The sequence below is a fragment of the Myxococcus sp. AB036A genome, assembly GCF_006547355.1.
Taxonomy (GTDB): Bacteria; Myxococcota; Myxococcia; order Myxococcales; family Myxococcaceae; genus Myxococcus; species Myxococcus virescens.
In genome coordinates, this window is record NZ_VHLC01000022.1 from 56,128 (window position 1) to 82,601 (window position 26,474).

Consider the following 26,474-nt stretch of genomic DNA (forward strand, 5'->3'; position numbering starts at 1 on the left):
GCGGCCGGGCGCTGGCGGGTGGAGGCTTCCCGCCAGCGCCGCAGCACCCCTCAGGAGCGGCGCTGCGCCGAGTCCTGGGGCAGCAGGCGGCCACCCAGCATGGTGATGCGCTTTGCCGCGAGCCGCTGGCGGGCCTCCGGCTCGATGTCCTGCGGCGTCCACTTCAGGTCGTGGTCGAACTCCACGTTCACCGCAGTGACGCCTTCCACCGTCAGCAACCGCTGCTCGATTTCCCGCATGAAGTAGGCGGCCATCATGCACATGGGCGAGGTGATGTGCAGGCGCACCGTCACCTGGCCCTCCGTGCGCTTCACCGACTCAATCAGCCCCATCTCCCCGATGCCCAGCGGCACGCCCGTGGCGCAGCTGCACGGGTCGGGGATGTCCTGGATGCGCTCGCGCAGGGCCTGCTCACTCATACAGGCTCTCCCGGTAGCCGTACGGCTGGATGTCGCCGCGCGCCCTCAGCCTGGCGAACTTGTCGTTGGCGATCTTCTTCTTCACCGACTCCACGTCCACGCCCGCGTAGCGGGCGTAGTTGCCGCCCAGAATCATCCGCTTCACGTCCGGCGTCACCTGCATGCCCGCCACCTGCACCAGGTCGTCCGGCAGGTGGAACTCATGCCAGAACTTGTGCAGCGCGGGGTGCGGGTGGCTGAACACCGTCCCGGAGCCCCACATGATTTTCTCCGGGCCCGCCCACTTCAGCAGCGCCGCCAGGGACTCGGCGAACCAGCGTTCACGCTTCACGATGAGCGCGCCCGTCACTTCCAGGTTCACATACACGTTGGGGAACAGCGACAGCTGCATGCCCGTCTCGTCCAGGAAGGCCATGCCGCCGTGGACGATTTCGAAGTTCAGGTCGGGGAAGGCGTCCGCCGCCCCGCCGATGTCATCCACCTTGTAGGGCTCCAGCGGCACCGCGCCCATGGGCAGGCCCTTGTGCACGGCGATGTTCTTGATGCCCAGCTTCTGCGCCCGCTCGAAGAGCGGGAAGGCGATGGTCGGGTCATCCATGCGCCAGCCCGTGTGGCGGAACTTGTCGCCCAGCCACGCCGCTGGGTAGAGCTTCAGGCCGCTGGGCTTGAGCGTTTCGTACTGCTGCTCCAAATCATCCAGCGCCGCCGTGCCGCGCAGCGGGTCCACGCCCGCGTACACCAGGAAGCGGTGGGGATAGTTGCGGTGAATCTCCAGCGTCTTCTCATAGGAGCACAGGCCGTCGTGGTACAGCGTCTGGAGCGGCAGCACGTGGTGCACCGCCAGGTCGACGCCGCTCTCCACGAAGAGCAGGTGCGCCAGCTCCTGCACGGACCAGTTCTTCAGGAAGCCTTCCGCCGTGGGGACGCGGTGCGTCTCCCCGGACAGTCCGCTGTGCAGCCCCCAGATGAGCCCCGCGAGCGACTCGGCGTACTTGCCGGCGCGGTAGTTCGTGGGATGGAGGTTGTAGGCGTGTGTCACCGCATCGATGACGAAGTTGCCGTCAATCACCCGAGGACTCCTTTCACAGTTGGGCCGGGAGGACGCCCGGCGTCATTCGCTACCACGAGAGGCACCCAGGAGTTGTCCCAGGCCCTGATGAATCGACTCCACGTCGAAGGGCTTCTCAATCTGCAGGTTCGGCACGCGCTCCAGGAACTGACGGGCCCGCGTGGTGTACGAGCCGCCGGTGATGAAGATGAAGCGCTCGGCGATGCCATCCCCGCGCTCACGGACGCGCTCGTAGACGTCCATGCCGGAGATGCCCGGCATCATCAGGTCGCAGAAGACGGCGTCGAAGGGCGCGCCCGACGTCAGCACCGCCAGCGCGTCCTCGCCGTTGTTCACCACCGTCACCCGGTGCCGCATGCCGATGATGCGCGCCAGGGAGCGGCCCACCGCGGGCTCGTCGTCAATCACCAGCACCTGTCCCCGCCGCTCGGCGTGGGGCGCGGGCGCCACCGGCGCGGCCTGGGTGGGGACGGTGTCCGGCGCCGTGGGCAGGGTGACGGTGAAGGTGGTGCCCTGGCCCAGTTCGCTGCGGACGGTGATGTCACCGCCCTGCTTGCGGATGAGGCTGTGGCAGATGGACAGCCCCAGCCCCGTGCCCTTGCCCACGGGCTTGGTGGTGAAGAAGGGGTCGAAGACGCGGGAGAGCACCGCGGGCGTCATGCCGCAGCCGGAGTCGCTCACGTCCACCAGCACGCTGCCCGGCGGTCCGGCGCGGACCCACACGGTGATGTGGTGCTCCTCGGCGTTGCCTTCGGGAATGGCCTGCGCCGAGTTCACCAGCAGGTTGAGGAACACCTGGCCCAGGCGTGAGCCGTCCGCGTACACTCGGGGGACGGACTCGTACTTCTTGATGAGCCGCGCCCGGTGACGCAGCTGGCTGGCGGCCATGTTGATGGAGAAGTCCAACGGCTGCCGCACGTCCACCGCTTCGCGCCGCTCCTCATCCTGACGGGAGATGAACTTCAGGTCCCGCACGATGTTGCGCACGCGCATGGCGCCTTCCTGCGCCTCCTTCAGCAGGGCCTCCGCGTCATGCAGCGTCGCGGGCCACGCCACGCTGCTGGGACCGCGCTCTCCGGCCCGCGTCAGCTCCACGCCCAGGCGGCTCACGGACTCCAGGGCCGAGGCCAGGTTGGCCATGACGTAGGTCAGCGGGTTGTTGATTTCGTGCCCCACGCCCGCCGCCAGCGTGCCGGCCAGCACCATGCGGTCGTTCTGCAGGAGCTGCGACTGGGCCTGCTTGCGCTCGGTGATGTCGCGCGCCATCACCACGACGGCCTCGTGCCCGTCGAACTCGATGGGGATGCCCACGCTCTCCGCGTCGTACCAGGTGCCGTCTCGCCGCAGGTAGCGGACCTCCCGCAGCGGGGCCAGCGCGCCCTTCACGGCCGCGGTGTGCACGCGGTCCTTCACGAGCTCCAGGTCATCCGGATGGACGATGCTCCAGATGGGCTTGGCCATCAGCTCGGCCGGGTCGTCGTAGCCCAGGGCCCGCAGCAGCGTGGGGTTGGCGTAGATGAAGCGCCGCTGGGTGTGCACGAAGATGCCTTCGGGCGCCCGGTCGATGAGCCTGCGGAAGCTCTCCTCTGAACGGCGCAGCGCCTCCTGCGTGCGCTTGCTCTCGGTGACGTCCTCGAACGCGAACAGCCGGTAGCGCATGGCGTCCCCCGCCACCGAGGAGGACGTGGACAGCCGGCGCAGGGTGCGCCCATCCGACATCCTGGCTTCGTCCTCCACCAGGCCCGGCACGCAGTCCTGGTCCGGGGCCGCGCACAGGCGCAGGAACTCCGCCGCGTCGCCGGCCTTGAGGCAGTGGTGGATCACCTCGTCATGGGAGACCTCACCCCGCTGGATGGCGCCTTCCAATGCGGTGATGCCCCACAGCTGGCAGAAGCGGTGGTTGACGTAGTGGACCCGGCGCGTGCGGATGTCGACCAGGTAGAGGCCGAAGGGCAGGTAATCACTCTCCGGCCAGGGGGCGGCGGATGGTTCCTTGGCCTGCTGCACCGTGCAGTAGAGCGGCTCCGACTCCGAAGCGGCGGTGATGCGCCAGGACAGAGGCAGCCAGGACCCATCCGGCCGGCGCCAGCGACAGGTGAGCGAGGTGGGGCTTGTGGAACCCAGATGCGCGAACAGGCGGGCGGCGTCTTCGATGGGGATGAAATCCTGCAAGGCCATGCCACGCAGTGACGTCAAAGACAGGCCCACCAGGTGGCCAAAGGCAGGATTGGCTTCGAGTAACACGCCATCACGGCCCAGGATGACGTAGGGCTCCGTGGACAGCTCGAAGAAGCGGTGGGCCCACTGCTCGGTCGACATGCTTCCCTTGGGTTGCCAGGGCGCAGCCAACGCCGGCTTGGGGGGAAGGCCGGGTCATGGCATGCGAGGTGTTCGTAGACGCCTTTGCGCTTTCCAGGACATAGACACTATTTGTGGAAAAATTGCATGTCCTGATTTTGTGGATGGGGCCGCTCATACGCGGAGTCAAAGCGCTGACGGGTTGCGCAACAGATGGAACACGTAGCCGTAGGTGTGTTCGTACTGGCGATAGAGGCGGGTCTCCTGCTCGGCGGCCGAGAGCGCGTCTTCCAATGACGCGTCACCGTGGGCGCGCAGGTGTGCGACGCGCTGAAGCAGGGGCGTGTAGTAGGTGTCCCACCATGCGGAGGCGGGAAGGGTGAAGGTGTCGAGCACCTCGTAGCCCGCGGCTTCCGCGGCGGCGCGGTTCTCCAAAACCGTACCCATGGTGGGGTAGACCTCACCCCAGAAGCGCGCGATTTCGTCGGGGCGCTCATCGGTCAGCCAGGTGCATTCGGTGACGGCAGCCAGGCCGCTGGGCGCGAGCAGCGGGCGCCAGCGCCGCAGTCCCGGACCGAAGCCCAGGTGGTAGATGGCGCCTTCGGACCAGAGGAGGTCAAAGGACGCCTCGGGCAGCGACAGTGCGCCCATGTCCTGTTGCTGAATTTCGATGAACGCGTCCAGGCCCCGCTCGCGCGCCCGCGCCTGGAGTTGGTCGAGGAAGGGCCTGTGCAGGTCCACCGCGATGACCCGGGTGCGCAGCGCCTCGGCGAGCACCAGCGTCTGCGCGCCCGCGCCACAGCCGAGGTCCACCACGCGCGGGTGCGGTGGCAGCGGAGGTAGCCGTCGCAGGGCCTCCCGGGTGCAGTCGTCGCTGCCAGGGCCGTGACGGGGCAGGTTGTCATAGACGGTGAAGAAGGCGTCTTCGCTCATGGCGGGCTCCGGTTCAGTGCCCCTGGAGCAGGGGCACGCGCTTCCAGTGGGCTTCGATGCGGCGCCGGCTCTCATCCGGCAAGGGCAGTTGCGCGTGAAGCGAGGACCAGGTGTCGAGCGACGCTTCCACCGCGGACGTCACCACCGGCAGCACGTCGCTGGGGGGCAGCGCCAGCTTACGCGCCAGCCGTTCGAAGCTGCCCAGGGAGATGTCCTCGAAGCGCTTCGACTTCGCGAAGTTGAGCGCGAGCGTGTCCGCCGGCATGTACTGGAGCGTGGACACCAAATCGTACGCGGGTGACAGCGTGGCGCGGGTGCCGTCCGGGTAGAGCAGGGACCAGTTCTTGTGGTGCGCGTCCCCGTTGCCAATGACGGTGATGAACACCAGCCGCCGCAGGAACTCGTGCAGCGCGTCCAGTCCGGCGACCTTGTAGATGACGTTGGCGACCGTCTCGTAGTTGTACTTCTTGTACTTCTCATCCGCGTACAGCCCCAGCACCTGCGTCAGGTCCTCCATGTGGACCCGGCGGCCGGGCTCGGGGCGGTCGAAGCGGCGCACGGCGTAGGCCACGTCCTCGCGCAGGGTGATGCCTTCGGGCAGGCCCTGGATGTCGGCCACGTCCAGCAGCGCCACCTCGGGGACGGTGATGCCGGCGGCGCGGGCCCACGTCATCATGGAGAACTCGTTCTCCGGGACGCGGTCGTAGCGGTTGTCCGGCAGCTTCACAATCCAGTTGCCGCCGCGTCCGCCCGCCGGGAGCGTCATCGCCTTGTCCCGGCGCAGCATGGAGAACTTGAGCTGCACGCCCGCGAGCGAGAAGCGCAGCGGCTCCTGCTCCTGCGGCGCGTGGGACGGCTGGGGCTCCTCCAGCGGCTCCATTCCGCTGAGTGACAGCACGCTGGCGGGCCGAACGACGATGGCGCCGGGCAGGTCCTCACCCAGCCGCGCGATGAGGAAGAACTCGCGCTGGCGGGCCACCTGCTCGCGTTCGGCGATGAGCTCGCGCAGTGAGCCTTCCGGGAGCAGGTTGGAGAAGTACGAAGGCAGGCGCAGGCGGCTGACGTGCCGGCGCGAGAGGTCGTCCTCGAAAATCTGTCCCAGCACCGGGCGTGGGTAGCGCTGGCGGTACTCCTCCGCGATGACGAACTCGATGCGTTCGTCCTCCAGGAGCGTCAGCGTGCCGACGTGGACGTCGCCCAGGTGGACGTCGAGGATTCCGGCCGTGGTGCGGGTGGGCTCCAAGTCAGTCCTCCTCCTCGACGACCAGCGATTGGAGGGACGGACGGTCCGACTCCTCGTAGCGGGTGCGGGCCCGCAGGAACTCGATGATGTGTCTATCGATGAGCTCCATGCGCTGCATGAGGAATTCGAGCGTGCCGCCCTCGCGCAGCGTGTCGCGCATGGCGGGGGTGATGGCCTGGCTCTGGAGGACCTCGGGTGGCGGCGCGGGCTCGTCCCGCAGCACGTCCAGCAGGGGCTGACCGGGCAGGGGCGGGTGCATCAGGTAGTTGGCGGGGGTGTAGAGGAAGGAGCGGTACAGCGCGGGGTCCAGCTTCAGCTCGGCGTCGGGTTCCTGCACGGTGAGGGACTTGAGCACGGGGCTGAGGCTGGCGGGGTCGGTGTCGCTGAAGAGCTGGGACGGCTCCAGCAGGGCGCCGGTGCGCAGGTGCCGCGGCTGGAGCGCGTACAAGGCATTGAGGGCCATGCCCCGCGAGCGCAGCGCGAGGCCGAACGTCGCGGGCTGCGCGTGCTGGGCCAGCCATTCGTCGGACAGGGGCCGCACCTGCGCCAGCAGGGACTGGACGGACTGCTCCTCGTCGGGGCCGATGGCGGCCAGCAGCTCCTGTGGCGACAGGGCCCGGCTGTCGAGGAAGCTGTCCACCAGGCTGCCGCGCCAGAACCCACGCGCGAGCAAATCCCGCGTGCGCGGCGACGGCTCCGGGTGCAGGTGGAAGAAGCGCGCGAGCAGCACGAAGTAGAGCGGGTTCGTCAGCAGGCGCCCGTGGGGGATTCCCGCGTCGCGCTTGAGGAAGACGATGACGCTGCGCAGGGCCGCTTCCGTCTGGAGCAGCGTCTGCGTGAGGTCGTCCTCCTCGCGGAGCTGCTTCTGGAAGTCCTGGGTGAAGTCCAGGCCACGCACCGCGAGCACGGCCTTGAGCAGCAGGGATTCATCGATGCGGCCGAAGCCCAGCTCCAGCAGGCTGGTGGCCAGCGCCTTCAGGTTGGGCAGCCGCGAGCCCGCGGTGCCGCCGTAGAGCGCGTTGAAGACCTCGTCGTCGGTGAGCGGCTTTCCGGAGGTGTTGAGCCGCTTGAAGATGATGCGCAGCGTCTTCTCCTCCGCGGCTTCGACGACGTACGCGGGCATCTGGTACTCGCGCGCCGCCTTGCCCAGACGGATGGCCGCGCGCACGTGCTCCGGGTTCTTCTCGCGCCCCGGGTAGCGGTCCAGCCAGCCCAGCAGTTGCTCGCTGTCGAGCACCCGGTTGAGCGGCAGCCAGTGCGGAGGCGTCGGCTCGCCGTGCGCGGGCTGGACGATTTCGTGTGTGTCCAGGTCAAAGAAGAGCGTGAAGCCGTCTCGCGCGGCGGGCTCCTGCTCCGGGTGGAGGAGCACCGCGGCCAGCGCGGTGATGCGCTGCTGCCCATCCACCACCCACAGCGCCTGGCTGTGGGACGGCGCGTCGATGCGCACCGGGCCGAAGCTCACGCTGGCGGCGGGAGCCTCGCGCTTCCAGAAGAGGAGCGTGCCGATGGGATAGCCGCGGTACACGCTGTCGAGCAAATCCCTCACATCGCCGGCCTCCCAGCGCAGGGGCCGCTGGAAGTGGGGCAGCCGCACCTCACCTCGCCGGACGCGGTCCAGCAGGTCCTCGATGCTGAATGCCGTCGCCTGGGGCCGCCGCGTCAGGGTGGATTGCATGCGCTTACCTCTGTCCGGCCTGTAACACGCCCCGCACGGGATGCCCGCCTTCCGGTGGCTGCTCTCGGGGAACTCCTGATTTGGACAGTGACAGTGGAATCGTCTGTGTTCACCGGGTGTGAATGTTCGATTATGGGCTCGGAGGGGGCGCGTGCTTGACGGGCGCTCGCTCGCCCTTCAACATGCCGTCCACGTTTCCTCTTCGGAGTGAGACGCGGCGGCGGTGATTGCCTCCCCCAAAAGCGACACCGTCGTGGAAGTCCCAGTTGAGCCCCGCGCGCCGCGTTCCCCCTCTCGGCGCGCGGTGGCCCCTGGGATTCTCGTTTCGCCCCTCGGTTCCATGCCTGCATGACGCACGGGCGTCATCCGCTTCGTCGGTGGTGACGCTCCCCGTCGCTTGCGAGGCCCAGGGGCTCGACGGAGAGTGAGCGCCTCCCCTTGGAGGCCCCTTGCCCGTCGCCACCTTCATCCTGCCCGCCTCTCTCGCGCTCCAGTTGCTGTCGGGAGCCGCACCCGCCGCGAAGTCGGCGCCCAAGGCCGTCCCCGCGAAGCCCACCGCCACCGCGAAGCGTGCCGCGCCCGTGTACGCGCAGGCGACCGCGGAGAAGCTCATTGGGCCCGCGCTCACGGATGGCCATGCCTATGCGCGGCTCGCCGAGCTGACGGACGGCATTGGCCCGCGTCTGTCGGGTTCGCCGGGCGCCGAGGCCGCCGTGCAGTGGGCGCTGCGGTCCTTCAAGGCTGATGGGGTGAAGGCGTGGTTGGAGCCGGTGAAGGTGCCGCACTGGGTGCGAGGCGAGGCGTCCGGCGAGGTGCTGGCCTCCGAGCGCACGCGGGGGCACCCCCTGGCGCTGCTGGCCCTGGGCGGCAGCCCGCCCACCGCGCCCGAGGGACTCACCGCCGAGGTGGTGGAGGTGACGTCGCTGGATCAGTTGGAGTCGCTGGGCGCGGCGGTGAAGGGGAAGTTCGTCTTCTTCAACCACACCATGACGGTGGCCGCGGACTACGGGCGCTTCGCGGGGCTGCGCTCGCGAGGCCCCCTGGCCGCCGCGAACCACGGAGCGGTGGGCGCGCTGGTGCGCTCGCTGGCCACGGCGTCGCTGCGCACGCCGCACACGGGTTCGACGTACTTCCCCAGTGAGGGGCCGCGGATTCCGGCGGCGTCGGTGGCCACGGAGGACGCGGACCTGCTCCACCGGCTGCTGGCGGGCGGCCCGATGCGCGTGAAGCTGATGCTGGGCAGCTCCGAGCTGCCGGACGCGGATTCCTCCAACGTCGTGGCGGAGATTCGGGGCCGGGAGAAGCCGCAGGAAATCGTGCTGATTGGCGCGCACCTGGATTCGTGGGACGTGGGCACGGGCGCGCATGACGACGGCGCGGGCGTGGTGATGGTGATGGAGGCCGCGCGCCTCATCGCGAAGCTGCCGCAGGCGCCCCGGCGCACGGTGCGGGTGGTGCTCTTCATGAACGAGGAGAACGGCCTGCGTGGCGGGCGGGCCTATGCGGAGGCGCACGCGGCGGAGCTGCCCCGGCACGTGGGCGCGCTGGAGATGGACGCGGGCGGCGGGCGGCCCGTGAGCGTCAGCGTGCGCGCGGGCGAGGGCGGGCAGGACCTGCTGCGCCCGTGGCTGCCGCCACTGACGGCGCTGGGCGTGACGCAGTTCTCCGCGCGCGAGGCGGGTGGGGCGGACATCAGCCCGCTGATGCCCGCGCGCGTGCCCTTCTTCGGCGTGGAGGTGGACAGCAGCCGCTACTTCGACGTGCACCACACGGAGGCGGACACGCTGGACAAGGTGGACCCGCAGGACCTGGCGCGCAGCACCGCCGCCGTGGCGTGGATGACGTATGCGCTGGCGGAGATGCCCGGCACGCTCACGCGCCCCGAGGCGCCGGCACCACGTGGGCCCGCGCCAGTAACCGCGCCCGCGCAGCAGTCGAAGACCTCAGGGAACTGAGAGGTGCTTCCGAGCGGCCCCTCGGATTTCCGAGGGGCGCTGTGGATGCCGTGCGGGCTACTGTCGGCGGTTCCTTCCGATGCGTCAGCGGGCCTGCATCACGCAGGCGACGGTGGACGCCCCGGGGTGTGCCGGCCGCCTCGCCTCGTGGCGTATGTCTTGCTTTGTCTGTGCCTGCTCAATGCAGGTCGGAGGACATTCATGATGAAGCAAGGCACGCGTGTTCCAGGGCTGAAGTGGGTCATCGCCGCGTTCATCCTGGCGGGCTGTCGTGGCGCCGAAGGCGAGGTGCCCACGGAGACCGAGTCCAGGCTGTCGTTGAAGGAGGGCCAGGTGCTCGGCCCGGCGTGTACCGGGGAGCAGAAGCAATGCCCCGAGGGCCTCTCCTGCGCCTCGTTCAACCTGGGCGCGGGCCCCGAAATCCGCTGTGTCCAGTCCCCGGAAATCTGTGACTTGTTCAAGTGCAGCAGCGGCGAGTGCGTGGTGCTGGAGAGCCATCCAATCCAGGTTCGTTGCAGCGGCACCTGAGCCGCGCGTTACGCGTCGAAGGGCGGGTGCTCCCCAAGCCCGGTGAGTGCCCGTTGCCCGGCGGCGATGTACTCCGGCCGTCCCTGTGTCTGGCCGAAGGCGATGTCGGCCACCGCGCGGCAGGCGGCGAACCACCGCGCCCGCGTGAGGACGGCGGGGCTGACCGCGCCATACGTCTCCAGCGCGGCGGTCAGCATGGGCGCTCCGCCCCAGTGGAGCAGTCCGGCGAAATCCCTCGCGGGGTCTCCGACGCAGGCATCGCTCCAGTCGATGACCCCCGTGGGAATACCGTGGGCATCGACCAGGACATGCTCCGCGGCGAAGTCTCCGTGGACCAGCCGGGGCACGCCGCGTCCCTCCGTGGGGCGCACCCTGAGCCGCTGCTCCCAGTCCGCCGCCCGGTGCGGCTCCACATGACGGTGTTCGACGGCGAGCCGCAAATCGTCCACGGCGGCGGCCGACCACGCTTCGAGTTCCGGGTCGTCGTCCGCCGGCACGCCGAGCGCATCGGCTTCGGCGGGGTCGAGCGCATGGAGCGCTCCCAGGAAGGCGCCGAGCCTGCGGCCGAGGCCCGACAGGTCCAGCCGCTCAGGCTCGACGAGGAGCGCGGGCGTCCCTGGGAGCTTCGCGTAGCCCGCGAAGCCCACAGCGAGGTCGGCGGCAGGGGGCGCGAGGAAACGGTAGTCGGGGACCGGCAGGGGGAGCCGGGGCTCGAGCCACGCCAGCAGGCGCGCCTCCCACTTCAGGTGCTCGGCGGCTTCGTCGCTCTTGGGGAAGCGGAAGACGTAGCGCCCCTCCACCTCGAAGGCTTGATGGTCCGTGCCTTCCCCCAGACGGACGACCCGCGCCGTCGCGAGTGAGGGAAAGCGCGCGTGGATGCGCTCGGCGGCCTCCGCGTCCGTGAGCGCGGGTGGCTGTTCCGCGTCGTGAGCCATGCCGCGACTCTACTGCTCCGGGGCGCTGGCACGCGACTCGATGCGCCGGCGCTTGCGGCGCAGGTCCTGCTCCGGAAGGAACAGTGTCACCAGCAGCGCCGCGCCGGCGATGAACAGGGCCACGTGGTACACGGCGGAGACGCCGCGAGTGAACGCCATCTTCAGCGCCCGGTCCGCCGCGTCCACCGCCGCCAGTGCCTGCCGTTCGTCCGCGTCCACCTTCGCCCGGACTTCGGGAGTGGCCGCTGTCTCCGCGCGGCGCCGCTCGGCGTCGAACTCCGCGCGCACCCGCGCCTTCACCTCATCCGCGCGGAACACCTGCCCGGTGGGCCCGCCTTCGCCACTGACGCCCGGCGCGGCGCGTGTCACCTCGGCCTTCACGGAGTCCGGGAGCGCCGAGGTGGCCTGCGCCATGCGCGCCTCCAGCTCCGAGGACAGCGTGGAAGCGAACACCGTCCCCAGCAGCGCCACGCCCAACGTCATGCCCAACTGCCGGAAGAACGTGGCCGCCGCGGTGCCCACGCCAATCTGGTCCGGCGGCACCGCGTTCTGGATGGCCATCGTGTAGAGCGGAATCGAAGGCCCCAGCCCCAGGCCCACCAGCACCATCTTCGCCGTCACCTCGGCCTGGGTGGAGTCTGGCGTCAGCGTGAAGGCCATGACGGCGAAGCCCGCCATCAGCAGCACCAGCGAGCCCAGCAGCAGCGCCTTGTAGCGGCCCACCCTGGACACGAGCTGCCCGCTCAGCACGTTCCCCGCCACCACGCCCAGCGTCAGCGGCATGACCGTCAGCCCCGAGCGCGTCGCCGACAGCCCCACCACGTTCACCATGAACAGCGGCAGGAAGACGATGCCCGACAGGAACGCCCCGCCGACGATGAACACCGCCGCGTTGCCCGCGCTGAAGGCCCGCAGGCGGAACAGCGTCAGGTCGAGCAGCGGCTCGGGCGCGCGCAGCTCCGCCCAGAGGAAGGCCACCAGGCCCACCGCCGCCAGCGCGAACAGTCCCAGGATGCGCCACGACGTCCAGGCCCAGTCGCCGCCGTCCGTCTGCCCCAGGCTGAGCGCCAGCAGCAACGGCACCAGCGCCACCGCGAGCGCGAACGCCCCCACCAGGTCCAGCCCGCCCCGGGACTCACGCTGGGGCTTCAGCCGCGGCATGCGCGACAGCACCAGCGCCAGCGCCACCGCGCCCACGGGCAGGTTGATGAAGAACACCCAGTGCCAGCCCAGGTGGTCGGTGATGAACCCACCGGCCAGCGGCCCCACCACGCTGGACAGGCCGAACATGGCGCCGAAGAGGCCCTGGTACTTGCCGCGCTCACGGGGCTCGAAGAGGTCGGCCACCACCGCCAGCGCGGCGGTGAACAGCGCCGCGCTGCCCAGCCCCTGCACGGCGCGGAAGAGGATGAGCGCCACCGTGGAGCGCGCCACCCCGCACAGGAAGCTGCCCGCGAGGAAGATGAGGATGCCCGCGGCCAACACCGCGCGCCGGCCCAGCAGGTCCGACAGCTTGCCCCACACGGGCACCATCGTCGTCGACGCGACGAAGTACGACGTGGTGAGCCACGGGTAGAGCGAGGCGGGGATTCGCAGGTCCGCCTGGATGGCTGGCCCCGCGGTGGCGACAATCGTCTGGTCCAGCGCGGCGAGCAACAGCCCCAGCACCGCGCCCAGCAGCGTGAAGACCTTCTGGGAGCGCGTGAACGCCGGGAAGGCGGGCGGCGCATCGTCGGTGGCGGGAGCGGCGGACGGGGCCATGTGTCGCGGTGGCTCCCGGGTCAGGGGGCGCCAGGGGAAAGGTGGGGATGTTCCTACCAGACGGCCACCGGCCGAGTCCCTTTGCGGCACCAGCTGTTTCCGTGCGGCGGCAAGATTGCGCCCGTTCCGGTGCCGCGAGGGGGCGCGCGCCGGGAGATGCCCCGCACCGGGCAAGCACTTCGCGCTGGGTGAAGTGAACGGTCTACGCTGCGGACGTCCAATCCCAGACGTCGCGAGGGACCGGCCCGCGACGCATTTCCCGGACCACACCCCATGCAACGCATTAGCGCTGTCGCCCTGACCTCGCTGCTGGCCGTTTCACTCTGCGCATGTGATGACCCCGTGGAGCCAGGGGACCCTGATTCGGGAACGCCGGATGCCGGGCAGCCCGACGGAGGCGACGCGGGAGCCGGGGACGGAGGCACGTTCCTCTCCGAGGTGCCGCTCTGGCAGGTGGAGCACGACCCCGCGCACGCCACCGGCTGCTTCGGCCGCTCCATCGCGCTGGGCGACGTGAATGGCGATGGCCAGAAGGACCTGGTCGTCGCCGCGCCTCCGTGCCTCTCGCTCACGAGAGACCCCGGCCGGGTGTCGCTCTTCGCGGGCGAGGCGCCGTACTTCTCCACGCAGGGCGTGACGGCGGTGATGGACTGGCGCAACGCGAACTCGCGGACCAATGGCACCCGGATGACGGTGAGCACGGGCGACGTGGACGGGGATGACTCCGCGGACGTGCTCGTCTCCGGCCAGTACGGCGCGCTCGTCTTCAAGGGCCAGACGGACCTGGCCAGTGTCTTCACCGAGCCCGCGTTCGTGGTGCCCGGCGGCGGCGTGTACAACAACGCCGTCTTCGCGGACGTCAACGGGGACGGCCTGGATGACGTGGTCAGCGTGAAGGGGCTGGCGCTGTCCGTCTTCCTGGCCACGCCCGGCGCGCCGGGAGGGCCCTTCACCCTGGTGGAGCGCACGGAGCCGCTCTACACCGGCGCTGTCTATCGCGCGGGCGACGTGGACGGGGATGGCGCACAGGACCTCCTGCTATTGGATTCGATGGGAGACGTCTATTCGCTGCTCCATGGCTGCAAGGCCGGCAGCTCCGGGCCGTGTGACGGCGGGCTCGCGGCGCAACCCTTCTGGACGGTGGACAGCCGGACGCTGAGCCTCTTCCCAGACGTGAATGGGGACGGGGTGCCAGAGCGCTTCACGGGGCCGGGCGGTGGCACGGTGCGGCTCCACCTGTCGGAGGCGGGCGGCGGCTATGCCTCCGCGCCCACGTGGACCGCCATGGGTGACCCCGTCTTCGCGAACTTCGGTGCCACCATCACCGCGGTAGGGGACGTGGACGGGGATGGGCAGCGCCAGGACTTCGTCGCGGGCTCCGAGGGGAGGCTGTACTTCTATTCGCCGGCGGAGGGGGTGTCCTCGGCGCTGAGCCCCGTGTGGTCCTGGCCGCGGGCGGACGCCCTGCCGCAGGGGTACGAAGGCTTCCACCGCTTCACCGTCATCGCGCCGGGAGACCTGAACGGCGACCGCTTCGATGACCTGGTGGCGGGCGTTGCGCCTTCGCCAGGGCTCGTCGACGGGCCGGGGGGCCGGGTCGTCATCTTCGGCGGTGGCCAGGTGCCCGCGGAGCCGGCCACGGCGCCGCACCTGCCGCCCGTGGCGGGCTGTGGCCTGACGCTGGACCCGGCGCACGGCAAGCCGGACCTCTCCGTGGACGCGGACGTGCTGGCCCGCACGCTGTACGTGGAGCGCCGCACCTTCGCCGCGGACTCCTGTGAGATGTTGGAGGGCTGCGTGCCCGCGCCCGGTGAGCGGCGCCTGCTGCGCTTCAGCACTTCCATCCAGAACCTGGGCGCGGCGGCGGCCTCGGTGCCCAACATGGACGAGCGGCCGGACCTCTACGTCTGGGACGAGTGCCACGGCCACGAACACCTCACCAACTTCGCCCAGTACGTGCTGCGGGACGCGCAGGGCAACGAGGTCGTGGAGGGCCGCAAGCAGGGCTTCTATCTGGTCGACTACCAGCGCCAGTGCGATGACGCGGCGCCCTTCCACTTCCCGCTGGACCGAATGAGCATCTCCGCCGGCTGGGCGGACATCTACGTCGCCGACATCCCCTGCCAGTGGATTGACATCACCGACCTGACGGACGGCACGTACTCCCTGCGAGTGGGCGTGGATGAGCAGGACATCATCGAGGAAGCGGACGTGCTCCCCAACGAGGCCATCCTGAACGTCCGCATCCAGGGCGATTCCGTGACCGTGGTCCCATAATCATGAGGCCCGGGACACCGTGCCGCCGTCCTGGCGCGGTGTCCCAGCGGCCTTCCGTTCCCACCTCGCGTGGAGGCCAGGGGTGGCGACACGGATGCATGCCGGGGGTGGGGGCCGGCACGTCCTGGGAGTGGGAAACCTACACTGGCGGGCCGAGGACGGCCTCGCGCGGGGTCCCAGACGGATTTCCAGCACACTGGATTTGCACCGAGGGAATGTCGCATGCAATCACCCGTTCCGAGGCCCGTACCAACCAGCGCGACGTGCAACGCAGCGGAGAGAATCTGACGTGAGCATCCGGGTCGATGTGTGGGAGGGGGCGCGCATCGCGCTGTTCTCGCTCCGTTCCAACCGCCTGCGGACCGTGCTGACGACGGTGGGCATTGGCGTGGGCGTGTGCACGCTGCTGGCCATTGTCGGCATCATCCAGGGCATCAACCGCTCCTTCGAGGACCAGCTTTCGAGCATTGGCGCCAACACGCTCCAAATCTCGAAGTTCCCCTGGACGCTCAACGGCGACTGGTGGTCGTACCGCAACCGCAAGGACCTGAGCGCGGACCTGGTGCCGCCCATCATCAACGCGTCCGAGCACGTGCTGGCCGCGGCGCCGCTCTTCTTCGAGCGCGTGGAGGGCCGCTTCCTGGACCGCAAAATCGGCTCGGTGCTGCTGGTGGGCACCACGCCGGACTACGCGACGGTGGGCTCGTTCACCCTGGAGCGGGGCCGCTTCCTCACCCACGCGGACGTGGACAACCGGGCGCAGGTGGCCGTCATCGGCGCGGAGCTCGTGCGCTCGCTCTTCCCCGGAGTGAATCCGGTGGGGCAGCGCATCCTCTTCGAGGGCAAGCCCTTCCGCGTGGTGGGAACCCTGGAGGCCAAGGGCACCATCCTGGGAGAGAACCAGGACCTGGTGGTGATGGTGCCCTCCGGCACCTTCCTGGCGCACTTCGGAAAGAAGCGCTCACCCAACATCGCGGTGGCCCTCACGTCGCCGGAGCATGCGCCAGCGGTGGTGGACAAGCTCACCGCGGTGCTCCGCCGGGAGCGCAACACGCCGCCGGGGCTGCCGGACGACTTCGCCATCAACCGGCCGGACCAGCTGGCCAGCATGTACGCGCAGCTCACCGGGGCGCTCTATGGCGCGGCCATGGGCGTGGGCCTCATCACGCTGCTGGTGGGCGGCATCGGCATCATGAACATCATGCTGGTGTCGGTGCGCGAGCGGACGCGGGAGATTGGCGTGCGCCGGGCGCTGGGGGCCCGCAAGCGCACCATCATCCTCCAGTTCCTGATGGAGGCCTCCTGCGTGTCCGCCCTGGGCGGCACCCTGGGGACGGTGGTGGGCCTGGGGCTGGCGCGCATCGTGTCCTTGATTACGCCGCTGGCGGCGGCAGTGGAGCCGCTGACGGTGGTGGCTGGCGTGGGGTTCGCGGCGATGGTGGGGCTGCTGTTCGGCATCTGGCCGGCGGCGCGGGCGGCGAACCTGGACCCGGTGGAAGCGCTTCGCCACGAGTGACGGACGGGAGACGGCGGCGATGATGGCAATCTGGGACACCCTGCGGCTGGCGTTCGGAACGTTCCGTTCCAACCTGCTGCGCTCCTTCCTGACGCTGCTGGGCATCGTCATTGGCGCCACCACGGTGGTGTCGATGATGGGGCTCATCGAGGGCCTGCGCATCCAGGTGAACGAGAGCATGTCCGAGCTGGGCTCTGACTGCTTCCAGGTGCAGCGGCTGCCCTTCGGCGGAAACCTGTCCCTGGCGGAGCTGGCGCGGCGGCCCCGGCTGAACGAGGGCGACCTGGAGGCCATCCGGCTGCAGCCGTCGGTGTTGCTGGCAGCGGCGGAGGACTCCAAGGGTGGACAGAAGGTGTCCACGCAGCAGCGCGAGTCGCGTCCCAATGTGACCATCTGGGCCGGCACGCCGGAGTACTTCCAGACGAACTCGGTGGTGGTGGAGTTCGGGCGGCCCTTCACGGACGCGGAGTACCTGGATGGCCGCCGCGTGGCGGTGATTGGCCAGGACCTGGCGGACACGTTGTTCCCGGGCGTGCAGCCCCTGGGGCAGAACATCCGCATCCTGGGGCGCAGCTTCCAGGTGATTGGCACGCTCAAGCGCCGCGGCAGCTTCATGGGCGGAGGCAGCCAGGACAACCAGGTGATGATGCCGCTGTCCGTCTACAAGGCGCTGTTCGGGGTGCGCAACTACCGGGTGAGCGTCCAGGCCCAGTCGGCGGAGATGCTCCAGCGCGCGCAGGACGAGGTGACGCTGCTGATGCGGCGGCGCCACAACCTGAAGCCGCTGGAGGAGGATGACTTCTTCGTGTTCTCCAACGAGAGCGCCACGGAGATGTTCAACAACATCTCGAAGGTGATTTCCGCGGCCAGCTTCGGCGTGTGCATGCTGTCGCTGCTGGTGGGCGGCATCGGCATCCTGAACATCATGCTGGTGGCGGTGACGGAGCGCACCCGGGAGATTGGCATCCGCAAGGCGCTGGGCGCGAAGAAGCGCCGCATCCTCGCGCAGTTCGCCATCGAGGCGGTGGTGCTGTCGCTGGTGGGTGGCGCGTTGGGCGTGGGCCTGGGCATGGGCCTGGCGCAGCTGGCGAAGTGGATGGTGGGGCTGCCCGCGCAGGTGCCGGCCTGGGCGGTGATGCTGTCGCTGGGCATGAGCAGCGGCGTGGGCCTGCTGTTCGGCATCTACCCGGCCGCGCGCGCCGCGAAGCTGGACCCCGTGGAGGCCATGCGGACGGATTGACGCCACGCCGGTGCCGCAGGGTGGCTGGGAATGAAACGGGGCCTCCTCCGCGCGGTGCGGAAGAGGCCCCAGGTGTTTCAGCACGTGTGTCCGGGGATTACGGACACGGGGTGCCGCAAATCAACTCACCGGTGATGGGGTGCTTGTAGCAGGGCGGCTGGCAGTCATCGGCGACGGCGGTGGCCGGCGTCATGGTGATTCCCAGGCCCAGCACGGCGGCGGCGGCGGTGAGGACGACGGCGATACGGAGGTGCTTGCGAGCAGTCATTGCGGTCTCTCCAACAGCGGTGTCCGTACAGCGCGGCGGAGTGTGGAGCCCGGGTCTGACAATCACAATGCCCCACGTGTCACACGCACTGCGTCTGAGACTGCAAGGACTTGGGCGGTGCACAACGCGTGCGTGTGGAAACAGACGCAGCAGAACTATCGCGTGTGTTCGTCTGGGCGAGGTCCGCCGCCTGTCCATTGATAGCCCAACGTCGCGCCCACGCCGATGAATCCCAGGCCGATGAGCTGACGGCCGCCCTTCAAGCGGGCGCTGGGCTTGGACAGCTTCACCAGGGCTTCGTGGACGATGACGGCCAGCAGCGTGCCCAGGGCCGCGCCGCCGAGCGCGCCCAGGTAGGCGCGGCCTGGATGGTGACTCTCGCCAAAGGCGAGCTCGCCCAGGCCCCACGTCCCGAGCGCCGTCAGGGGCGGTGTCAGCACGAAGCCGCCGCCGAAGGCCACGGTCTCCAGCTCCATCCACCGTCCTGGGCTGGGCGCCGCGGGACGGAAGAAGAGGAGCCGCGAGGGGATGGCGCCCAGGAGCATTCCCGCCGCCGTCTCCGCCGCGGTGGCACCCACGCGCGTGTCCCCGCCCACGCGGCTGGCGCCCCAGACGCCGGCTGCGGGAAGCAGCGCGAGCCCGCCGTGCGCCACCCATGCGCCCTTGGGGAGCGGGACGTCCTCCGGTTCGATGTACGTGGGCACGGCTGCTTTTTCCAGTGAAGGGGCGGCGGGCGTGTCCAGGTACCTGGAGCGTGCTTCAGAAGGTGGCGTGTCGCGCAGCGGTGCGTCCGCGGCCGCCGCGTGACTCACGGCGGACAGCAGGCAGCCCAGCAGCAGCGTGCACGCGGTGATGGGGCGTCGGTGTGAGGGCACGTTGGGCATGGCGACACGCGGTGTGTCCCGAAGGTGCGCACGCGGGGCGGTGGCTTCCACCCTCACGGTGGAGATGTGCCCGCCGCGCGTCTCGGGGTGTCTTGCGTGAGACATCGGCAGGTGCGCCGCGGGCCATGGGCGCTTAGTTTCCGGCGGTGAAGCTCGCCTGGCTCGTGCCCGTGGTGTTGATTGCCGCCGGGTGCCACGCTCCCAATCACCGGCATGACCTGCGCCTGCGCGCGTTGCCGGGGAGCAGCCCGGAGGCGCGCTCGCTCGCGTTCTTCCAGTCATTGGGCGTGGCGCTGGTGCCGGGCCACCGCGTGGAGTTGGTGGAGAACGGCTTCATCTTCGACGCCATCGAGGAGGAGATTCTCGCCGCGCGCAGCAGCATCCACATCACCAGCTACATCTGGCGGCCCGGTGAGCCGTCGGACCGGCTGGTGCGGGCGCTGGCGGCGCGGCGGCCCGGGGTGGCGTGCCGCGTGCTCGTGGACCCATTGGGCAGCGTCAACTTCGAAGCGGTGATTCCCGCGCTGGCGGCCAGCGGCTGTGACGCGCGCTACTTCCGGCCCATCCAAGGCGACTTCGTGGCCCTGGACGCGGTCCGCCTGAGGGCGCGGAACCACCGGAAGATGGTGGTGCGGGATGGCGAGGTGGGCATCACCGGCGGCTGGGGCATCTGGAAGAGTTGGATGGGCAATGCGCAGAGCGCGGATTATTGGCGCGACATGAACATCCGCGTGGAGGGCCCGGCCGTGCGGGAGATGCAGGTCGCCTTCGCGCAGAACTGGCAGGAGGCGGGTGGAGACTTCCTGCCGGCGACGGACTTCCCGGAGCCTCGCTACGCGGGGGATGCGCGCGCGGGCTTCGTGGCCAGCACGGACAACCGCTTCCTGTCGGACGCGCGGCGGATGACGCTGCTCACCATCGCGGCGGCGAAGGAGCGGCTCTGGATTGCGAACTCCTACTTCATTCCCTCCGACGCCATCAGTGACATGTTGCTGGAGAAGGTGAAGCAAGGCGTGGACGTGCGGGTGCTGGTGCCCGGGCGGCACCATGACGTGGGGCCCGTGCACGCGGCGCAGCGGGCGTCCTATGCGCGCTTGCTGGAGGGCGGCGTGCGCATCTGGGAGTACGAGCTGTCGATGATGCATTCCAAGACGATGCTCGTGGATGACTCCCTGTCCGTCGTGGGCTCCACCAACATGGACCCGCTGGCGTTGACGACGTTGGAGGAGTGCTCGGTGGTGGTGGAGGACGCGGCGCTGGCGGCGCAGCTCGCCGCATCTTTTGAGAAAGATTTACGCCACTCTCGAGAAATCCACTGGAGCGGGTGGAAGCGGCGCGGGCTCTTGCAGAAGCTGGGCGAGCGGCTGCCGTGGTTCATCGGCAACTATCTCTGACGCAGCAGTGCAGGGCTGGATGATAGAAACCTGGCATGGCTCGTGCCCGTCCAACATCGCCCCGTTGCCCTCGCTGTCATGCGCCCATCGTCCTCGAGGAAGGCCGGGTGCTCTACACCTGTGGCTACTGCAACGCCTCCATCGACACGCAGGGCGAGAAGGCGCCGCGCCCCGAGTACCAGGCACCGGCCGTGACGGGGACGGGAACGAACACGACGGCCCTGGTGGTGGGGGGCATCGTGTCGCTCAGTTTCACGGCGGGGCTCGTGGTCTTTCTGAGCTTGGGCCCCGCCACGGAGTCCACCGCGCGGCCCACGCCAACGCGCGTCCCGGGGGCGTCTCCCGTCGTCGTGGCGCCGTCACCGGTGCCGGAGAAGAAGGCGAAGTTCCAATGGAACTCCCAGGGGGTTCCCCTCGCCGTGGACCTCAACGGTGACGAAACGGACGACATCATCGGCCGTATCCGTCGCCTCAGTCTCGTTCCCGGAAAGACGGAGACGCGCAACCAGGTTGCCGCGTTCGATGGGAAGTCGTTCGACCTGCTCTGGGAAGCGGAACTCGAGGGGACGGCCGCGGACTTGTCCGGCGCGGTGCACGTCGTTCACCAGGGCGGCCGTGTGGTGATGAGTGAGCCGGGCGCGGTGCATCTCCTCGAGCCGAAGACAGGCAAGCCGCTCGGGCGGGTGGCGCTCTCGGACAAGCCCAGCAGGCTCTGCATCCCGGAGGGCGACACCGAGTCCGTCTGGGTCGAGGTGGTGGATGGGCAGAACCTCCTGTTCAACACGAAGACGGCGACTGCCCGGCCCGCCATCGAGCCTCCGCCCCCCTGCGCGCCGGTCAAGTGGAGCCACCATCTCTGTTTCGTTCCGGTGTTCAGGAAGAGTCCCGTCCCTTGTGAGCGCCCGCGCAACCCTCCCTCCGTTCCCGGATTCCGGGCGGAGAACGTCTACAAGCTCGAGGACCTGGACGTCGCGATGGGTGAACGGAGCCCGGGGAGCCGGGTGCCCATGGTGGCGGTGTTCCGGCGGGGCGAGAAGGCCGCGCTGTGGGCGGAGAACGTCGCCGACATGGACCCCAGGAACGTGAAGGAGTCCACGGTGGACGTCGTCGACTTCTCCGAGGACGCGCTCTTCATGGTCTACGCGTTGAAGGAGGGCGGGGAGCAGCTCGTTCGTAGGGACCTGCTGAAGGGGAGCGTGGGGTGGGACGTCCCCATTCCCAACTCCCGGAGCGGCTCGGGGGTGTCCCAAATCAGGGTGCACGGTGGGCGCGTCTATGTCCCGCATTGGGTGTGGCTGGATGTCTTCGACGCGAAGACGGGCAACCTGATTGGCACCCTGGGCACGTGGTGACGCCGACGCAGTGTCGGCCTGCTCGCAGACATGAGCGGGGCTGGCCGGGGTGAAATCGCGCGGGCGCGCGGCCGGCCGTAGAGTTCCGGGCCATGGACACCCGGCATGTCGTAGAGCGGGCCCTCGTTCGCGAGGCGCGGCCCGAGGATGACGCGGTGGTGGGGGAGTTGTTGGTGGAGGCCTTCCTCACCCAGTACGCGAAGAAGCTCCCGGAAGTCGTCTATGGCGACGAGCGCAAGCGCGAGCTGCGGGACGTCGCGTCCCGGCGCAAGGTGGCCACCGTGCTGGTGGCCGAGTTGGACGGACAGGTGGTGGGCACCGTCGCGCTCTTCAAGCCCGGCGCCCCTGGCTCCGAGGCCTGGCTGCCCAACGCCGCCGACCTGCGCGGCCTGGCCACCGCCGTGAGCCACCATGGCACCGGGCTGGCCCAGCCCCTCCTGGACGCCGCCGAGGCCCGGGCTCGCGAGTGGGGCGTGGACGCCGTGTGCCTCCACGTCCGCAGGGGCGCGGAGGGCGTGGGGCGCATGTACCAGCGGCGCGGCTTCGTGCGCGAACCCGTGGGCGACATGGACCTGCCCACGGTGTTCCTCGAAGGCTACGTGCTGCGCTTCAAGAAGGACTGACTTCAGCCGCGCAGCGGCAGGGTGAAGGCGAGCTGGAAGCGCGTGCCCGCGTGCTCCGGGCGGACGGTGGCGGTGACGTGCACGCCGCGGCCGTTGTCCGTGGCCACCAACTGGCCGCGCAGCTGCCCGTTCTCCGTGGCGCCCCGGAAGAGGAACACCTCCGCGGCCTGCGAGAAGATGGCGTCCACGTCGTCGCCGCCAGTGCCCGCCGGCAACTGGTCCCGTACCCAGGTGGCGAAGCGCACGATGCGCCCGGTGAGGAGCTGCGCGGGCAGCGGCACCGCGTAGCCTCCGCCGAACACCATGGGCGCGGCGGCCAGCAGCACCGCGTCCGCGTTGCGCCCGCTGCCCAGGCCCAGGATGCCGCGCTCCTCCAGCCGCGCCTGCGCCCGGATGGGGAGGAAGTGCTCGGTGGGAATGCTCAGCCCGGTATCGCGGCCGGTGGGCAGCTCCCACATGGCCGGCGCCTTCAGGCCGCCCTGCTGGCCCATGATGCGCGCGAAGGCGCTGGTGTCCCGGAAGCTGGCCGCCAGCATCGCCGCCACCGCCAGCGCGGGGCTGGTGAAGCTCACGCGCCGGGCCATGCCGCGACCCTCGCTGGCCACCACCGCGCGGTTGATGACGGCGCACAGCCAGCGCGCGGACTCGTCCTGGCGCAGCTCCGTCCAGGCTTCGGAGACGTGCTCGCGCTCCTCCTCCAGCGCCACGGCCAGCTCCGCGTGCGCCACGCCCAGGAGCGGCGCGGACACGGCGGCCACCACCGGGAGCTGAGCGCGCTCGCCCATCGCCGCGAGCTTGCCCAGGAGGGCGACGTCGTCGGTGGCATCCACGACGAAGACGGCGTCAGGGCGCTCGAAGGGCTCGGCGCCCAGCGCGCCCTGCACGGCCTCCAGCAGCCCGGCGCGCGCCACGTCCAGCACCTCCACGGAGATGCCCGAGGACGCGGGCACCTGGTCCAGCAGCCACTTGAGGCCGCGCCACGCGGACTCCAGGTGGGCCACGGGCTCGGCGCCGAGCAGGTCCTTCGCCGTGAGGAGCAGCGCTTCCTCCACCAGGTCCCGGGCCGTCTGCCGGGTGGCGGCCTCCGGCGTGACGACGGGCGCGGGCGTGGCGGGCACGCGCGGATTGATGGCGCGCAGGAAGGCATCCACCGCGCGAGACGCGGCGGCGGGCGTGCTCGCGTCGGCGCGGCTGAGGAGCGTCTCCACCAGGTCCTCGCCGGATTCGGTGGGCGCGGCCGGCGCGGTGGGGGCGGGCGGCGTGGAGGCCGCGCGCAGGGCCTCGGCTATCGCGTCCGGCAGGCGGCCCGGGCCGGTGACGGTGGCCACGCGCGTGGCGGCCTCGTCGGGCGTCAGCGTGCGCAGCGGGTCGGACGTGGACAGTGATTCGTGCAGGTGCTGCAGGGCGCGCAGCTCTGGGACGCGGGTGATGACGTCCGCGTAGCTGAAGGCGCGCAGCCGGTCGAAGGACAGCTCGACGGTGCGCGAGTCACCCGCGCCCAGCCGGTCCGCCACGGTGACGCGGAGCCCGCTGGCGGCGCGCGTGAGCTCATCCCCGAAGGTGTTCACCGTGAGCGGGAAGCGCCGACCCGAGGGGGACGGGGAGAAGGCACCCACCACCAGCCAGCGCACGCGCGCGCTTTCGGCACTGCTTCCGTTCTGGCTCATGTCCCGCATCCCCTCCACGACGAGAAGGCCGCTACGTTAGCGCGCCAGCATGTCGGCACGGCTGCCGGACGGAGCCTGGTGACTGCGACCACCGCCCCTGGCGGAAGTCACCAGGGGCCAGGGCCTCACGGCGCGCGGGCGCTCCAGGGACTCAAGCGAAATCAGGGACTTGGCGGGTGCATGAGGGTTCCCGACGGTTGACACACCTGCTGCTACTGGTGCGTGGGGCGCCTACAGCAGCCCTCCAACCCGCTTCCCCATGCGCCTCTCTCCTCTCAGCGGCTCAGCTCCTTCCGCCGTCCGATCCCCGGCTCAGGATGTCTTCCGTCGCCCGGCCTTCCGCGTCGCTGTCGGGGCCCTGGGGGGCCTCGGCCCGGAAGCCGTGGGGATGCAGGGGACAGGGGGGCGTTTGCGCGAACTACACCGGTGTGAACTTCACGCCGGTAGCCTTCGCACGCTCCAACGCCTGCTTGATGTCCTCGGAGACGATGAGGGCGATGGACCAGCCCCAAGTGCGGAACACCTGGGCGTTGCCAACCTGGGCGAGGTCGACGCGCATGCCGTAGACATCCCGGTACTGCCCCACCTTCTCGGGCCGCCCATCCTCCGGGCGCCAGTAAAGGACCTCTTCCGATGCTGCGTCGTCGATGCAGCGAATGAGCCTCGTGGCCACCAGGATGAAGTACGGGTCCAGGTGGTCTCGGATGTCCACGGGGAGGAGCTGCACGTCCTTGGGAGCCATCTCCAGGAAGATGTTGGCCACGCTGGCGCTGACCACGGGAGTGCTGAAGCCCGCGAGAGAAAAATCAAGGGCCTTGCCGGGCTCCTCGATAGGAACCGTGAATCGCTGGCTCACCTCCACGGGATGGCCTTCCCGGAACATCCAAGGGTCGTCTACTTCGTGACCTTGCGCATCTCCGGGGTGGCCCAACTCCCAACGGCCCGGAATGGAAACGTTGTCGGCGAGCTGGAAGTACCTCTTGGCCATCATGGCGCCTCGGTATCACTCGGTTCGAGTGAGGAGCTTGTTCAAGCCGGAGCCCGGGGCGGCGGCTTCCTTGGCAAGTTGTCTGAGTTCGTTGACCAAGGCCTCCCGGCACTCGGTCATCTTCCGGCAGCCTTTCGTCGCTTCCTCCAGGCGTGCGTAGACCCGCTCATGATACCTCTGGGGATGGGGGCCCTTGTGGCCCTTTACGGGCACGATGTTCTCAGGGTCTTCCAGCTCCATCCCGGCCTTCTTGAAGATTCTTTTGAACCGGGGCGTCCAGGGCCCGCCGCGCACGGTGGAGACGCCGTTCTTGTTCGTCGCGAGGTGGTGGTTTTCGGGGCGGCCGCCGCTCATGCCTTGGGCCGCCATGGCGACCGCGTTGGGCGCCAGTGCGACAGTGAAGCCCTCGGCTGTCATCGCCACCGACTGCACGCTTCTGATGGTCAAGTACTGATAGCCCGCCTGCGTCTCCACCGCGAGCGCAGCCTGCGCCGAGCCCGGCAGTCTCGAGGACTGCGCCGCCAGGCCCGCCGTATGGCTTATCGCCGCCGTGGCCAGCATGACGAAGACGCGCGCCGCGTTCTCCCCGAGCACTTCGCCGTACGCCTCGCCCGCCTCGCCGAGTTGCTCGAAGGTGGTGGCCCGGTCCACTTCGCGCACAAGCGCCATCCACCCGTCCAGAATGCGCCACACGGTATCCACGCCCAGGTAGGCAATGGCCGAGGCTGTCAGCAGGGCGGCCAGTCCCTTGCTCACTGGCTCGGGTAGCGACCAGAGGAGCAGGTACATGCTGACCGAAGCACTCACCGTCGCCAGCAGCGCCTGTGGGTCGGTCATGTCCTCCAGCGCTTCTGCAGTCTCTTCCCACACCGAGTCCATGGCGATGGCCATGGCCAGCGAGTACTTGCCGTCGCTGGCCAGCAGCGGGCCTTCTGACAACAGGCGCAGGCAGTCACCGGGCTGCGACTTGCGCTCGCACCAGCGGCCATAGGCGCGCGTCAGTTCGTCATCCGCGTAGACTTCCAGGAGACGCGGACCGCCTGGGTCCTTCTCTCCGTCCTGGGGGATGAGCCGGGGGCCGCGCCCCTCGTACAGGTACACGCCGCTTCGCTCGGGAACGCCGAAGAGTCGGCGGGCCTCTCGCAGGGGATTGGCGAAGGGCCGCACACCCCGGGCGAGCGCCACCATGGTCTCCTCGAATTCATCGTCGGCCAGTTCCACGGGCCCGTCGCCGTACTCCGCGAAGGGCGTGTGGACGATGGGAGGCCCGTCTCCAGTGTCCAGGCGCACGAGTCGCGTGGTCGAACAGCCTGTGACGGCAAGCGCCAGCACCAGCCAGATGACCGCATGCGCTCTCATCCAAGTCCTCCGGTTCCGGGGCGCGCTCCTGCGAGACCAGGCCAGGAATACAAGAGGAGTCCGACCAAGAGCCACGAGATGCCCAAACGC

At 69.6% G+C, this 26,474-nt stretch carries 21 protein-coding genes; 8 read left to right on the forward strand and 13 right to left on the reverse strand.

The window, feature by feature from the left end; translation table 11 throughout:
* Positions 1-50 precede the first annotated feature (50 nt).
* The 6 genes from FL344_RS11930 to FL344_RS11955 form a co-directional block, all read right to left on the reverse strand.
* The gene (locus FL344_RS11930) at positions 51-419 is read right to left on the reverse strand and encodes a metal-sulfur cluster assembly factor (protein WP_090491072.1); all 369 of its coding nucleotides are present in this window, start codon (positions 417-419) and stop codon (positions 51-53) included.
* Complete coding sequence (locus tag FL344_RS11935) at positions 412-1,488, reverse strand: amidohydrolase family protein (protein WP_141618601.1); 1,077 nt, start codon at positions 1,486-1,488, stop codon at positions 412-414. Before FL344_RS11935 ends, FL344_RS11930 begins: the two co-directional genes overlap by 8 nt.
* 42 nt (positions 1,489-1,530) lie before the next feature.
* A complete protein-coding gene (locus tag FL344_RS11940; protein WP_194863087.1) occupies positions 1,531-3,807 on the reverse strand; it encodes a PAS domain S-box protein in 2,277 nt (758 codons plus the stop codon).
* Between the two features lie 165 nt (positions 3,808-3,972).
* On the reverse strand, positions 3,973-4,719 hold the full coding sequence (locus tag FL344_RS11945; protein WP_141618603.1) for a class I SAM-dependent methyltransferase: 747 nt from the start codon (positions 4,717-4,719) through the stop codon (positions 3,973-3,975).
* A gap of 13 nt (positions 4,720-4,732) precedes the next feature.
* Positions 4,733-5,962, reverse strand: coding sequence for a type II toxin-antitoxin system HipA family toxin (locus FL344_RS11950; protein ID WP_141618604.1), 1,230 nt, complete (start codon positions 5,960-5,962; stop codon positions 4,733-4,735).
* A gap of 1 nt (position 5,963) precedes the next feature.
* Positions 5,964-7,637 (reverse strand): DUF262 domain-containing protein, encoded by a 1,674-nt coding sequence (locus FL344_RS11955; RefSeq protein ID WP_090491067.1) that lies wholly within the window; start codon positions 7,635-7,637, stop codon positions 5,964-5,966.
* 449 nt (positions 7,638-8,086) lie between these two features.
* On the opposite strand from FL344_RS11955, the gene FL344_RS11960 reads away from it, so the two are divergent.
* On the forward strand, positions 8,087-9,592 hold the full coding sequence (locus tag FL344_RS11960) for a M20/M25/M40 family metallo-hydrolase (protein WP_141618605.1): 1,506 nt from the start codon (positions 8,087-8,089) through the stop codon (positions 9,590-9,592).
* Positions 9,593-9,793: 201 nt separating this feature from the next.
* Complete coding sequence (locus tag FL344_RS11965) at positions 9,794-10,120, forward strand: hypothetical protein (protein WP_141618606.1); 327 nt, start codon at positions 9,794-9,796, stop codon at positions 10,118-10,120.
* 8 nt (positions 10,121-10,128) lie between these two features.
* On the opposite strand, the gene FL344_RS11970 is transcribed toward FL344_RS11965, so the two are convergent.
* Together FL344_RS11970 and FL344_RS11975 are read right to left on the reverse strand one after the other, a co-directional pair.
* Complete coding sequence (locus tag FL344_RS11970; protein WP_141618607.1) at positions 10,129-11,055, reverse strand: phosphotransferase family protein; 927 nt, start codon at positions 11,053-11,055, stop codon at positions 10,129-10,131.
* A gap of 9 nt (positions 11,056-11,064) precedes the next feature.
* Positions 11,065-12,816 (reverse strand): MDR family MFS transporter, encoded by a 1,752-nt coding sequence (locus FL344_RS11975; protein WP_141618608.1) that lies wholly within the window; start codon positions 12,814-12,816, stop codon positions 11,065-11,067.
* A gap of 273 nt (positions 12,817-13,089) precedes the next feature.
* On the opposite strand from FL344_RS11975, the gene FL344_RS11980 reads away from it, so the two are divergent.
* From FL344_RS11980 to FL344_RS11990, 3 genes are all read left to right on the forward strand, one after another.
* Positions 13,090-15,093, forward strand: coding sequence for a lysyl oxidase family protein (locus tag FL344_RS11980; protein ID WP_228564964.1), 2,004 nt, complete (start codon positions 13,090-13,092; stop codon positions 15,091-15,093).
* A gap of 289 nt (positions 15,094-15,382) precedes the next feature.
* A complete protein-coding gene (locus tag FL344_RS11985) occupies positions 15,383-16,609 on the forward strand; it encodes an ABC transporter permease (RefSeq protein ID WP_141588346.1) in 1,227 nt (408 codons plus the stop codon).
* A gap of 19 nt (positions 16,610-16,628) precedes the next feature.
* Entirely contained in the window at positions 16,629-17,849 is a 1,221-nt protein-coding gene (locus FL344_RS11990) for an ABC transporter permease (RefSeq protein ID WP_141618609.1), read from the forward strand.
* 97 nt (positions 17,850-17,946) lie between these two features.
* Here FL344_RS11990 and FL344_RS38470 read toward each other — a convergent pair whose 3' ends face one another.
* Both FL344_RS38470 and FL344_RS11995 read right to left on the reverse strand, forming a co-directional pair.
* Entirely contained in the window at positions 17,947-18,117 is a 171-nt protein-coding gene (locus FL344_RS38470) for a hypothetical protein (protein WP_194858196.1), read from the reverse strand.
* A gap of 155 nt (positions 18,118-18,272) precedes the next feature.
* Positions 18,273-19,001, reverse strand: a complete 729-nt coding sequence (locus tag FL344_RS11995) for a hypothetical protein (RefSeq protein WP_228564965.1) — start codon at positions 18,999-19,001, stop codon at positions 18,273-18,275.
* Between the two features lie 146 nt (positions 19,002-19,147).
* Here FL344_RS11995 and FL344_RS12000 point away from each other — a divergent pair, with 146 nt between their 5' ends.
* The 3 genes from FL344_RS12000 to FL344_RS12010 all read left to right on the forward strand — a co-directional run bounded on the left by FL344_RS12000 (position 19,148) and on the right by FL344_RS12010 (position 22,370).
* Positions 19,148-20,395 carry a phosphatidylserine/phosphatidylglycerophosphate/cardiolipin synthase family protein gene (locus FL344_RS12000; RefSeq protein ID WP_141618611.1) on the forward strand — a complete coding sequence of 416 codons (1,248 nt, stop codon included), beginning with the start codon at positions 19,148-19,150 and terminating at the stop codon, positions 20,393-20,395.
* A 107-nt stretch (positions 20,396-20,502) separates the two neighbouring features.
* Complete coding sequence (locus FL344_RS12005) at positions 20,503-21,747, forward strand: PQQ-binding-like beta-propeller repeat protein (protein WP_228564966.1); 1,245 nt, start codon at positions 20,503-20,505, stop codon at positions 21,745-21,747.
* Between the two features lie 92 nt (positions 21,748-21,839).
* Positions 21,840-22,370, forward strand: a complete 531-nt coding sequence (locus FL344_RS12010) for a GNAT family N-acetyltransferase (RefSeq protein ID WP_141618613.1) — start codon at positions 21,840-21,842, stop codon at positions 22,368-22,370.
* Positions 22,371-22,372: 2 nt separating this feature from the next.
* Here FL344_RS12010 and FL344_RS12015 read toward each other — a convergent pair whose 3' ends face one another.
* The 3 genes from FL344_RS12015 to FL344_RS12030 all read right to left on the reverse strand — a co-directional run bounded on the left by FL344_RS12015 (position 22,373) and on the right by FL344_RS12030 (position 26,384).
* Positions 22,373-24,037 carry a type VI secretion system contractile sheath large subunit gene (locus FL344_RS12015; RefSeq protein WP_228564967.1) on the reverse strand — a complete coding sequence of 555 codons (1,665 nt, stop codon included), beginning with the start codon at positions 24,035-24,037 and terminating at the stop codon, positions 22,373-22,375.
* 418 nt (positions 24,038-24,455) lie between these two features.
* A complete protein-coding gene (locus FL344_RS12025) occupies positions 24,456-25,028 on the reverse strand; it encodes a DUF1629 domain-containing protein (RefSeq protein WP_141618615.1) in 573 nt (190 codons plus the stop codon).
* A 12-nt stretch (positions 25,029-25,040) separates the two neighbouring features.
* Positions 25,041-26,384, reverse strand: coding sequence for an AHH domain-containing protein (locus FL344_RS12030; protein WP_141618616.1), 1,344 nt, complete (start codon positions 26,382-26,384; stop codon positions 25,041-25,043).
* Positions 26,385-26,474: the final 90 nt, after the last annotated feature.